This is a genomic window from Kitasatospora sp. NPDC058170, from assembly GCF_042883905.1.
Classification (GTDB): domain Bacteria; phylum Actinomycetota; class Actinomycetes; order Streptomycetales; family Streptomycetaceae; genus Kitasatospora.
Window position 1 is genome coordinate 128858 of sequence record NZ_JBHVUV010000026.1, and the last position, 11535, is coordinate 140392.

General features: G+C 75.0%; 9 protein-coding genes. 2 read left to right on the top strand and 7 right to left on the bottom strand.

Features of this window, described 5'->3' with window-relative positions; all coding sequences use genetic code 11:
* The first annotated feature begins 342 nt into the window (after positions 1-342).
* On the top strand, positions 343-3756 hold the full coding sequence (locus ACFVVX_RS27725; protein WP_387949365.1) for a BTAD domain-containing putative transcriptional regulator: 3414 nt from the start codon (positions 343-345) through the stop codon (positions 3754-3756).
* Here ACFVVX_RS27725 and ACFVVX_RS27730 read toward each other — a convergent pair.
* From ACFVVX_RS27730 to ACFVVX_RS27750, 5 genes are all read right to left on the bottom strand, one after another.
* Positions 3744-5084 carry a serine hydrolase domain-containing protein gene (locus ACFVVX_RS27730; protein ID WP_387949367.1) on the bottom strand — a complete coding sequence of 447 codons (1341 nt, stop codon included), beginning with the start codon at positions 5082-5084 and terminating at the stop codon, positions 3744-3746. The genes ACFVVX_RS27725 and ACFVVX_RS27730 overlap by 13 nt on opposite strands.
* Positions 5085-5258: 174 nt before the next feature.
* On the bottom strand, positions 5259-6203 hold the full coding sequence (locus ACFVVX_RS27735) for a hypothetical protein (protein WP_387949368.1): 945 nt from the start codon (positions 6201-6203) through the stop codon (positions 5259-5261).
* Positions 6204-6700: 497 nt separating this feature from the next.
* Complete coding sequence (locus ACFVVX_RS27740; protein ID WP_387949369.1) at positions 6701-6955, bottom strand: hypothetical protein; 255 nt, start codon at positions 6953-6955, stop codon at positions 6701-6703.
* Entirely contained in the window at positions 6955-8106 is a 1152-nt protein-coding gene (locus tag ACFVVX_RS27745) for an anion permease (RefSeq protein WP_387949370.1), read from the bottom strand. Before ACFVVX_RS27745 ends, ACFVVX_RS27740 begins: the two co-directional genes overlap by 1 nt.
* A 695-nt stretch (positions 8107-8801) precedes the next feature.
* Positions 8802-9587, bottom strand: a complete 786-nt coding sequence (locus ACFVVX_RS27750; RefSeq protein ID WP_387949372.1) for an SDR family NAD(P)-dependent oxidoreductase — start codon at positions 9585-9587, stop codon at positions 8802-8804.
* 107 nt (positions 9588-9694) lie between these two features.
* Here ACFVVX_RS27750 and ACFVVX_RS27755 point away from each other — a divergent pair, with 107 nt between their 5' ends.
* Positions 9695-10330, top strand: coding sequence for a TetR/AcrR family transcriptional regulator (locus ACFVVX_RS27755; RefSeq protein ID WP_387949374.1), 636 nt, complete (start codon positions 9695-9697; stop codon positions 10328-10330).
* A 36-nt stretch (positions 10331-10366) separates the two neighbouring features.
* On the opposite strand, the gene ACFVVX_RS27760 is transcribed toward ACFVVX_RS27755, so the two are convergent.
* On the bottom strand, positions 10367-10870 hold the full coding sequence (locus tag ACFVVX_RS27760; protein WP_387949376.1) for a GNAT family N-acetyltransferase: 504 nt from the start codon (positions 10868-10870) through the stop codon (positions 10367-10369).
* A gap of 100 nt (positions 10871-10970) precedes the next feature.
* Positions 10971-11210, bottom strand: a complete 240-nt coding sequence (locus tag ACFVVX_RS27765) for a hypothetical protein (protein ID WP_387949390.1) — start codon at positions 11208-11210, stop codon at positions 10971-10973.
* Positions 11211-11535: the final 325 nt, after the last annotated feature.

Consider the following 11535-nt stretch of genomic DNA (forward strand, 5'->3'; position numbering starts at 1 on the left):
GTGGGTTGTTTTTTTTTTTAATCCCACCTCCCCTTTAGGGCGGCCGGGCGGCCCCCCGGGGCCCCCGGCCCCCCCCCCCGGGCGGGGGGGCGCCCCCCCCCCGGCCCCCCCCCCACGGCGGCCGCGTTCACTCATCGAACGGTTCGCTCCTGTGGTGGACGGTACGGATGGTCGGCGAACGCGTGGTAAAGCACGGTGAGCTGACCATCCGTCCGCTGTCTTCCCTCGCCCCCACCCCGGCTACGGCTCGCGACGCGTCCAGCCTCGGGCAGAGAGCCACGGGACGCCGGTGGGGCCGGGCCCGCGGTCCCGGGCGACCGGCGGGGCTGGGATAGTGGGCGGGTGCGTGTCTGCCTTCTCGGAGCTCTGGTCCTGGACACCGGTGGCGGCCCGGTGCCGGTCGGCGGGCCCCGGCTGCGGGCGTTGCTGGCGCGGCTGGCGCTGGACGCCGGGCGGGCCGTGCGGGCCGAGGTGTTGGCGCAGGAGCTGTGGGGGGACGCGGCTCCGGACGACCCGGCGAACGCGCTGCAGTCGCTGGTGTCCCGGTTGCGGCGGGTCCTGGGCGATCCGCTGCTGCTCACCTCGGAGCCGGCCGGGTACCGGCTGGCGGTCGAGGCGGGCGCGGTGGATGTCGTCCGGTTCGAGCAGCTGGCCCGCTCGGGCCAGCATCTGCTCGTGCAGGACCGGCCCGCCGAGGCTGCCGCCGCCCTGCGGGAGGCGCTGGGCCTGTGGCGCGGCGGCGCGCTGGCGGACGTCCGGGGGGCGCCGTTCGCCGAGGCCGAGGCCGCGCGGCTCGAACGGGCGCGGCTGGCCGCCCTGGAGGACCGGATCGAGGCCGACCTCGTGCGGGGAGCCGAGCCCGGTCTCGTCGCCGAGCTGGAGTCGCTGACGGCGGAGCACCCGCTGCACGAACGGCTGCACACCCAGCTGATCCGTGCCCTGGCCGCCGGCGGCCGGGGCTCCGAGGCGCTGGCCGTCTACCAGCGGCTGCGCAGCCGGCTGGCCGAGGGCTTCGGCAGCGATCCCGGACCCCAACTGCAGGCGGCCCACCTCGCCGTGCTGCGCGGCGAGATCCCCGGGCAGCGGCCCGACCGGTCGCGGGTGCGCGGCAACCTGGACGCGCCGCTGACCAGCTTCGTGGGCCGGGAGGAGGACGTCCGCCGGGTGGTCGGGCTGCTCGGCGAGGCCCGGCTGGTCACCCTGGTCGGGCCCGGGGGCTCCGGCAAGACCCGGCTGGCCGTCACCGCCGGGCGGCAGCTCACCCCGGCCGGCGGGGTGTGGTTCGTCGCCCTGGCCCCGGTCGGCGCGGACGACCTGCCCCGCGCGGTGCTCGACGTCCTGCGGATGCGCGGGGCCGGCTCGCCCGAACGCTCCGGCAGTGGCAGTGGCAACGCCAGCGGCGGCGGCGAGGACGTCCTGGACCGGCTGGTCGAGGCGCTGGCGGACGACGAGCTGGTCCTGGTCCTGGACAACTGCGAGCACGTGGTCGAGGCCGCCGCGGGGCTGGCCGGGGCACTGCTCCGCCGGTGCCCCCGGCTACGGGTGCTGGCCACCAGCCGGGAGCCGCTGCGGATCGACGGCGAGAACCTGCACCCGGTGCTCCCCCTGGAGCTGCCCGTACCGGGTGCACCCGTTCCGCAGGCCCGCGCCTGTGCGGCGATCCGGCTGTTCCACGACCGGGCCGCCGCGGTGCGTCCCGGCTTCACCGCGGACGGCGACTCGCTGGCGGCGGCGGTCGAGATCTGCCGGCGCCTGGACGGCCTGCCGCTGGCGATCGAACTGGCCGCGGCCCGGCTGCGCACGCTGCCGATCGAGGCGGTCACGGCCCGGCTGGACGACCGGTTCCGGCTGCTCACCGGTGGCAGCCGCACCGCGCTGCCCCGGCACCAGACCCTGCGGGCCGTGGTGGCCTGGAGCTGGGACCTGCTGGACGACGAGGAGCGCGCGCTCCTGGAACGGCTGGCGGTGGTCCCCGGCAGCTTCACCGAGGACGCGGCGCAGGCGGTCGGCGGGCCCGACCCCCAGGCCCACGGCTCCCAGACCGACAGCTCCCAGACCGACAGCTCCCCGGCCCGCGACGTCCGGGACGTGTTGGCAGCCCTGGTCGACAAGTCCCTGCTGCACGTGGTCTGGGCCGCCGAGACGGGTGAGCTGCGCTACCGGATGCTGGAGACCATCCGGGAGTACGGCCTGGAGCAGCTCGCCCGGCGCGCGGAGACCGACACCGTCCGCCGACGGCACGTCGGGTTCCTCCTCGACCTGGCCGAGCACGCCGAACCCCGCCTGCGCACCGGCGGCCAACTGCACTGGCTGGCCCGGCTGTCGGCCGAGCGGGACAACCTGCTGGCCGCGATCCGCTGGGCGGCCGGGGTGGGGGACGCCGACACGGCCGTCCGGTTCGGCGCCGCGCTGGCCTGGTTCTGGTCCATGCGGGGCAACCCTCCGGAGTCGCTGGACCTGCTCGGCCGGGTACTGGAGGTGCCCGGCCCGTCCGATCCGGTGACCCGCGCGCTGGTCGTCGTGGCGCATGCGCTCGGGACCTTGGAGGTCGGTACGCCGCAGGAGGCGGAGACCGCCCTCGGCCGGATCGGGCCGGCGGTGGAGGGCGTCGATCCCACGCTCCACCCCCTGCTGGAGCTGGCCCGGTTGGCCATCGCCGTCACCGCCCCGGCGGCGCCCGCGGGCGCGGTCGTCCCCCCGGAGGGCGGCGCGCCCCGCAGCAGCGGACCGGACGACGGCGAGCCGGTCGACGGCGAGCCGGTCGACAGCGGACCGGGCGGCAGCGAACCGTCCGCCACCGGACCGGACAACGCAAGCCCGGACGACGGGCACCCGGACGACGGCCGACGGGATCCCTGGAGCCGGTCGTTCGGGCTGGCGGTCCGGGGCCGGCTGGCGATGCACGCGGGAGACCTCTCCCGCGCGACCGCCCTGCTCTCCCGCGCCCTGACCGGTTTCGAGGAGCTCGGGGAGCGCTGGGGCCTGGCGACCACGCTGGGCGCCCTCGGGTCGCTCCGGCGGCGGTCCGGCGAACCGGCCGCCGCCCTGGCGATGAACGAGCGGGCCACCCGCTACTTCCGGGAGCTCGGCATGCGGGAGTACACGGTCGAGAACGACGTGGAGGCCGCGCTGACGCACGCCCAGGCCGGGGACCCGGAGGCCGGGAGGCGGCGCCTGGAGGGCCTGCTCGACCAGGTGGCGCGGAGCGGGTCCGCGGAGCTGGGCGCACTGGTGCGCCTGGGCCTGGCCCGTCTGGAGTGGCAGGCCGGGCGGCCCGGGCCGGCCCGCGAGCACGCTCGGGTCGCGCTGGCCGGGTCACCCTCCGACCAGGCGCCCCCGTCGCACCTGACCGCGCTGCTGCTGGGCGTGCTCGCCCAGGCGGACGCGGCCGACGGGCTCCCCGACGACGCGGTGCGCCGGCTCGACCACCCGGCGGTGCGCCTGGTGCTGACCTGGGACTCCCCGGTCGCGGCCGCGATCGCCGTCGTGGCCGCCGAGGTCGAGCTGGCCCGCGACCGGCCGGCCGGCGCCGCCCGGTTGCTCGGGGCGGCCGCCGCGCTGCGCGGCGCGGACGAGCCCGGCGACGCCGACGTGCACCGGATCGCCGCGCGGGCCGCCGCCGCCCTGGGGGATGCCGGCTTCGCGACGGTCCACGCCGAGGGCGCGGAGATGACCCGCAACGAGGCCAGGGGCCTGGTGTCCGCGAGCATCTCCGCGCCCGGATCCCCCGGCGGGCGGGTCGCTCAGCCGCTCTGAGCCGCGCCCGCGGCGGTCGGGACGGGCTTGCCGAACATGGTGCAGATCATCGCGGTCTTGAGCGCCTGGTCGGCCTCGACGATCCCCGCGTCGGCCTCGAACTCGTACACGAGCTCCGTCGGGACGAGCACGGTGGCGGTGCGACGGCCGGTGCTGTCGGTGATGTTGCTGCTGGAGTACCCGGTGATCCCCCCGTCGTGCGCCCAGATCGTCCCGCAGGGCGTGGACCCGGTCTCGATGCCCAGGCCGGAGCCGGGCCCGTTCACCGGGTTCTCCGGGTCCATCGGGACGGTCGTGCGCATCTGGGCGAGCTGGGCCGCGGGCAGCAGCCGGCCGGACATCAGTGCCGTGTAGAAGCGCGACCAGTCCTGCGCGGTGGACACCACCGCCCCCGCGGCCCCGCCCCAGCTCGGGTCGTTGCCGGAGACGTCCACGTGCCCGTCGTGGCGCGGACCGGCGACCACCCTGAACTCGGCGGGTACGCCCGGCGGCATGTGGGCCGGGTCCGGTTCGTAGCCGTGGGCGTGCCGGCCGCGCCAGCCCGGGTCGGTGGCGAGATAGGTGTGCCGCAGGCCCAGCGGCCGGGCGATCCGGTCGCGGATCAGCTCGGCCGGGCTCTGCCCGGTGACCTGTTCGAGGAGGGCGCCGACCGCGGCGTAGTTCGTGTTGCTGTACGACCACCGCGCGCCCGGCGCGAACAGCGGCTCGTGCCCGACCCCTACGGCGAGCAGGTCCAGGGAGGTCCACCGCCGCGGGTCCTGGCCGAGGATCGACGGCAGGAGGGTGCTGTCCCCGGTGTAGTCGAACAGGCCGCTGGTGTGGTTCAACAGCATCCGCAGCGTGATCGCCCCGCCGTTCGGGACCTTCCCCGGCAGCCACCGCTCCACCGGACCGTCCAGGTCGAGCCTGCCCTCGGCGACCAGCATCAGCACGATCGTGGCCAGCATGGTCTTGGTGTTGGAGCCCATCCGGAACTCGTCCCCCGCCGCGAGCCGGCCGTCCCGCTCGGCCCAGGGGGCCTGCTCGACGATCTCCACCGGCCGGCCCCGGCCGTCGTCCACCCGCACGATCACACCCGGCACCCCGGCGGCCACCAGCTTCTTGGCCAGCTGCGACAGTTGGGAGCGCTGGGCCTCGATGCCGTCCTGGACCGCCGCGGGCGCGGACCGGGTGGCCGCGACCGCCGGGGCGGGGGCCGCGACCGCGACGGCCGCCAGTGCGACGGCCAGACCCGAGGCCGTGACCGCCGCCGGCACCCCCCGCAGGCGGCGCGCGGACCGCACCGAGCGATCCGACGAAGAAGCGTGGTGGGGCAGTGACTGGGGCATGGAACCGTTCCTCTGCGCTCAGGCCGATCGGGACGGACCTCAGCCTCCGCCCCACCGCTGGCAACCCGCGCACAGCACGCTGTCAGACGGCGCACCGCCGCACGCCCGCGATGTCAGGGCCGCGTGCAGGCCGGCCCTCGTCGCCCGGGAGCGAGGGCGGGGGCGGGCGAGAGGTCAGACCAGCGCCTTGGCCTGCCAGTAGCCGAACTCCTGGAGCGGCTCGCCGTCGAGCACCCACGGCCAGGCGGTGGCCGTGTCGCCGATCAGGCGGAAGGCACCGGCGCTCTCGCGCGGCCGGCCGGCCTGGACGAGGGCGAAGGCCAGCACGTTGAGGTCGGCCCGGGCGGCCGCGTGCCGCAGATGGCCGGGGCGGGGCCAGTCCGCCAGGGCCGCGTCCAGCGCACGCGCGGCCCGGCTGTTGGTCCACTGGCGGCGGACCAGCAGCCCCTCGACGCCTCCCCGGGCGGCGACCCGGGCGTGCTCGTCGACCAGCGCGGTCAGTTCCACCGCGACGGCCGGCGCGGTGGAGGGGACGGAGGTCCGGACGGTGTCGACGAACTCCAGCTGCCTGCCGCGCGAGCCGCACTCCTCCGGCGACAGGTACCGCAGCATCTGCAGATGGGCCTCACGGTTCCAGGGGTCGCGCGAGACCACCTCGTTCCAGACGGCGAACAGCTCGCGCGAGTCGGCGCGCATCACGCGCAGGATCCCGAGCAGCACCACCCAGGGGGTGGGGTCCTCGGGGAGGACACCGGTGGCGCGGTAGCAGTGGTCGGCGGCGGCCCGGGCGTCGTCCATCTGCCCCGCGTGGCGGCCGCGGACCAGCTCGACCCAGGCCTCGAAGACCATCGCGTCGGCGCTCTGCGGGCGGCGCAACCGCCAGGAGCGCGCGAGCCCGGAGGGCGCGGCCGCCTCGGCGAGCACGCCGAGGCGGTGCGTACGACGATCCCAGTCCGTACCGGCCTCCTGGAGGAGCCGCTCGACCTGGTCGACCTGAATGGCCCCCTGCCCGGGAATCCCGGGGGAATTCAGCTGTCGCCGCACGCGACCGAGATCGACGTCGTCGAGTTCCGGCAGCAGGCGCGGGCCGGAGGCGCGAAATCTTCGAAGGATCGACACGCGCCGCAGCCTAGGCCCCCGTTGGAATATGGGACAGCCCTCGGCAGTGAATTGTTATTTCCGGCATCTCCGGTGACCGTACGGCCTCGTACAGCGACCGGGCACCGGGGGTGACCGGCGGAGACGGACCGGTGACGAGAACGGTTCGGGTGGGGGGGACGATCCTGCGGAACAGACGGATGAATCACGGTTTTCCGGATGCCGTGGACGCTCCCTTCGCATACCCCGGAAATTCCGTCGCGCCCGGACGGCAGGGGGGTGCCGGTCGGGTGAATCCGCGACCGGGAACGCCGACGCGACGAATTCGACCGGCACGCCTTCCTTTCGGAAATCCTGGCCGTGCGTCAGCACCGGGCTTCCCGGCACCGGGGCTCCCACGCCGTCCGGCCGTCGACCGCGCAGGCCGCGCAGGCCGCGCAGGCCGCGCAGGCCGCACCCGCGGTACCTGCGGTACCTGCGGTACCTGCGACTCCGCGGTCGACGTGCGGTGCGGCCGTTCAGCTGTGGTTGACGATGACGGAGATGCCCCAGCCGATCGCGGCGAGCACCGCGGCGAAGCAGAGGCCGGCCACCGCGTAGCCGACCGGCCCGGCGGTCGGCCGATCGACCGCGGCCCCGCCCGCGCCGCCCGCCCGGGCCGGTGGGTTGAGGGTGCGCAGTCCGAGGGCGAACAGGGCCGGCAGACCGGCACCGGTGAGCAGGCCCACCACCATGATCTTCCACAGCGCGTCGAGATTGATCCAGGAGTCCATCAGCTCGCCTTGCTGGTTTCCGGGGCGGGGATCACCGAACCGGTCCACGCGGCGTTGACGTTCTCTGGTGTCACGGCCCGGTGGCGGGAGGCGACGAAGAAGGCGACCGCGCCGAGGACCAGCACGACGAAGATCACCACGACGCCGATGGTCCCGCCGATCCCGTGCGCGGCCCAGTAGGCCGCGGCGCCGACCAGCGCCGAGGCGGGCAGGGTGAACAGCCAGGCCACCGCCATCCGGCGGGCGGTGCGCCAGCGCACGACGGCACCCTTCTTCCCGACCCCCGTGCCCAGGATCGACCCGGTGGCCACGTGGGTGGTGGAGAGCGAGTAGCCGAAGTCGGTGGAGCAGAGGATCACCGCGGCCGAGGCCGACTCGCTGGCCATCCCCTGCGCCGAATCGATCTCCACCAGCCCCTTGCCCAGGGTCCGGATGACCCGCCAGCCGCCGACGTAGGTGCCCAGCGCGATCGCCACCGCGCAGGAGGCGATCACCCAGGTCGGGGACTTGGCGCCGCTGTGCAGGCTGCCGTTGGCGATCAGGGCGAGCGTGATGACGCCCATGGTCTTCTGCGCGTCGTTGGTGCCGTGGGCCAACGAGACCATGGAGGCCGAGCCGACCTGGCCGAGCCGGAAGCCGTGTCCGCGCGGGCCGTCGGGCACGTCGCGGGTGAGGCGGTGGACGAGGTAGATGCCGACCGCGGCGACCGTGCCGGCGATGAACGGGGACAGCGTGGCGGGCACGATCACCTTGGACACCAGACCCTGCCACTTGACGGCGGAGGCGCCGGCCGCCGCCATGGTGGCCCCGACCACGCCGCCGATGAGCGCGTGCGAGGAGCTGGAGGGAATGCCGAGGTACCAGGTGGTCAGGTTCCACAGGATGCTGCCGGCCAGACCGGCGAAGACCACGGTCAGGGTTACGACGCCGCTGTCGACCAGGCCGTTGGCGATGGTCGCCGCGACGGCGGTCGACAGGAACGCGCCGACCAGGTTCAGCACCGCCGAGACGGCGACCGCGACACGCGGGCGCAGGGCCTCGGTGACGATCGAGGTCGCCATGGCGTTTCCGGTGTCATGGAATCCATTGGTGAAGTCGAAACCCAGCGCGGTGGCGACCACCAGCGCCAGGACCGCGTCGTTGCCGGTCACGGGCCCGAACCTAACCCGCCGGTATGCCTGCCCGCCCGCCCAGCGACCCGGCACGCCGGGTCGCGGTGATCATTCACCCGGCCAGGCCATGGGTCGAAAAGCCGCCGCGACCTGCGGAAAAGGGGGATTGGCCCCGGTATTCGGGGGCAGACGGGCGCCCATGACCGAACGAGCGAATCCCGCCCCCGCCGCCCCTGGCGGCACGATCGCCCCGCCAGCCCCGCCGGACCCGTCGCCGCCCCCGCTGCTGCCCGATCCGCCGGCGCCGCCCGGATCACCGCTGCCACCGCCGGAGCCGCCCCTGCCCGAACGGGAGGGCGCACCCGACGCGGAGCCGCCCGCCCCTGCCGACCCGCAGCCGGTGGAACCACCGGACTGACCCGCACCAGGACGTGCCGGGCGCCGCGTCCCTCGCGCTCCCCCGCCGAATCGACGGGTTTGCGCCGCCCGAATCGGGTCAGAAGCCAGTCCGGGCGGCCAAGCGCTCCGGCCGGCGGAATCCCCCCTCCGCTCCCGGAGTGGACCGCCCGGTACCGGCCCGGCCGTCGCTCCCCCTTCGGCGGCCGGGCCCACCGCACCCGGCGGCGCCGCGGCTACGGCACCTGAGCGGCCCCGGCCGCGCCGGGGTCAGGCGCCCACACCGTCGGGGCTCAGACCGTCGGGGCCCACACCGTCGGGGCTCAGACCGTCGGGACTCAGACCGCCGGGCTCGGCCGGGTGACGCGTTCGGCGACGGCGACCGTGGCGCGGCGGGACAGCAGGCGCGGTGCCAGCGTTCCGAGGCGGTTGAGGAACCCGTCGACGACGGTCGGCCGCCCCTTCTGCAGGGCGGCCAGCGTGGTGGCGACGACCTGCTCGGGCCGACGGCGGACCCCCACCGCGGCCTGCTCCCCGGCGACCTCGAAGAAGGGGGTGTCAGTGGCCCCCGGGCAGATCGCCAGGGCCCGGACGCCACTACCGCGGAGCTCGTTCGCCAGCGCTTCGGTGAAGGAGAGCACGTACGCCTTGGTCGCGCCGTAGACGGCCATCCGGGGTATCGGCTGGAAGGCCGCCGTGCTCGCCACGTTGACCACCGCCCCGCGGCCGCGCTCGACCATCCCGGGCAGCAGCCGGGCGGTCAGGTCGGTGAGCGTGAGGCAGTTGAGGTGCACCTCCTCGGCCATCCGCGTCGGATCGCTCTCGGCGACGGCGCCGAAGGTGGCGAAGCCCGCGTTGTTGATCAGGACGTCGACCGACACACCCAGCTCGCCGACCCGGCGCTGCAGCTCCGCGGCGGCCCCGGGGCGGGCGAGGTCGAGCGGGACGACGTGCACGGTGACCTCGTGGGCCTTCGCCAACTCCTGCTGGAGGACACGCAGTCGGTCCTCACTGCGGGCGACGACGACGAGGTTCGATCCGCGGGCGGCGAGCTCGCGGGCGAACGCCGCCCCGATACCGGTGGACGCTCCCGTGATCAGGGTGGTCCTGCTGGTGAAGTCCATGACTCTCCTCGTGACGGGACGCGGGCGGACGTCGGATCCGCACCGGGGCTCAATGTAGTCAGCGCCAACAAAGTAGTCAATGACTACTTACTCGTATGCTGATGCCCATGCGAACGGGCCGCTATCACCACGGAGACCTCCGCGCCGCACTGCTGGAGCGCGCCGAACAGACACTGCGCGAGCAGGGCGTCGACGCGCTGTCGCTGCGCGAGCTCGCCCGCGCCCTCGACGTCAGCCACGCCGCGCCAAGCCGCCACTTCAGGGACCGGCGCGCCCTGCTCGACGCGCTCGCGCTCACCGGCATCCAGCGGCTGACCACCGCGGGCCGGGCCGGTCTCGCCAGGAGCGGGGACGGGTTTCCCGAGCGGGTGTTCGCCTTCGCCCGCGCGTACGTCGACTTCGCCGCCGCCCACGCCGCCCTCCTGGAGCTGGCCTTCGCCCGCAAGCACGACGCCGCCGTCGCGGACGAACTGGAGCTCGCCTGGCAGCCGCTGAAGGCCGACCTCCAGGCCGTGATCGCGCACGGCCAGCGCGAGGGGAGGATCAGGGCCGGCAACGCCGACCGGATCGGCGCCGTCCTCTTCACGGCCGTGCACGGCGTGGCCACCCAGGCGGCAGGCGGCCAGCTCACCGGCCCGGCCCTGGACCAGGTCTTCGACGACCTGCTCACCCACCTGCTCCGCGGCCTCGCACCGAGCGCCGGTGACGAGCCGCTCACCGAGCCCGCCGCACCGGCCTGCTGAACCGGCCGGCTCGCCCCCGGCTTACTTCTGTGGGGATCAGGCGCCCAGGGCGCCCAGGTCGAGCCGCCAGTCGTTGGACTGCAGCCAGGTGCCCTCGGGGTACTCGAAGGAGACCGGGCCGACCAGCTCGAACCCGGCCTTGCGGCACACCGCATTGGACGCCGCGTGGTCCACATGGGGGAACGCGTGCAGGTAGCGCCGTGCGCCACGGGCCTCCGCGGCCGCTCGCTCCGCGGCCAGCCGCAGGGCGGCGGCGGCGTATCCGTGGCCGGCGAACTCGGGGAGGATCCCGTAGCCGGTCTCGTACACGCCCTCCCCTCCCCACTCCCGCTCCCAGTACCCGACCGACCCGATCGCCTCACCGCCGAGCCGCACGATCAGCATCTCGCCGCCTTCGAGCCGGAGGTAGCGCGACTGGCGGTCGACAATGGCCTGCTCGGTCTCGGGGCCGCCGAGGTGTTCGGTCATCCCGGGGGTGTTCTGGCGGTGCAGGATCTCCAGACCTGCTTCGGACCATGATTCGAGCTGAAGGGTTTCCATGGCGCGGACGATACGCCCCGCCACCGACATGACGGTCCGCCTGACGTGCAGGCCCTCCAGGCCCCGCGCCCCGGCGCCGTCCGGGGGGACGGCCGCGTGCTCAGTCGGGCCGCTGGACCTGGTGCCGGGTGGCGCCGAAACCGGTCTCGTGGTCCCAGACGCGGGTGCAGCCCGGGCACTGCAGGTGCAGCAGGCTCCCGGTGTTCGACAGCAGGTAGCGCCAGTGCTCGGCGCAGCTGCGCCCCTGCGCACACGGCGCGCAGCCACGCGTGTCGTCGCAGCCCGGGCAGGCCGCCCAGGCGCGGCGACCGGGGTCGGCCTGCGGGTCGATCGGCAGCAGGCCCGTGCGGGGACGCCCGGCGGGGGCGGACGGGCGGGCGGCGTCGGTGCGATTGCGGAACATGAACGCTGAACTTAGGTAAGCCTTCCCTTCCTGTCAAGCCGCCGCCAGAGTGCCGATGGTCGCGCTCAGGGGCTGCCACGGGCCGAAACGGTCACGGAGAGTGCGAGCGGTAGGCACGACGGGTGGTGGCTGTGGTGCGGGCCACCCGGGAGCGGGTCGCCGCCCATCGGTTCCGGTACGGCCCGCGGACGGGTCGTCACGCACCGTCGACGATGTGCGCGGCCTCACAGCCCTCCCGCTGTGGCCCGGACCACTTTCCCCA

Bases quoted from the DNA above. Each gene is read 5' to 3' on its own strand.
- ACFVVX_RS27730 (WP_387949367.1), bottom strand. From the start codon at position 5,084: ATGCCCCAGTCACTGCCCCACCACGCTTCTTCGTCGGATCGCTCGGTG.
- ACFVVX_RS27740 (WP_387949369.1), bottom strand. From the start codon at position 6,955: ATGGACTCCTGGATCAATCTCGACGCGCTGTGGAAGATCATGGTGGTG.
- ACFVVX_RS27760 (WP_387949376.1), bottom strand. From the start codon at position 10,870: ATGGAAACCCTTCAGCTCGAATCATGGTCCGAAGCAGGTCTGGAGATC.
- ACFVVX_RS27755 (WP_387949374.1), top strand. From the start codon at position 9,695: ATGCGAACGGGCCGCTATCACCACGGAGACCTCCGCGCCGCACTGCTG.
- ACFVVX_RS27750 (WP_387949372.1), bottom strand. From the start codon at position 9,587: ATGGACTTCACCAGCAGGACCACCCTGATCACGGGAGCGTCCACCGGT.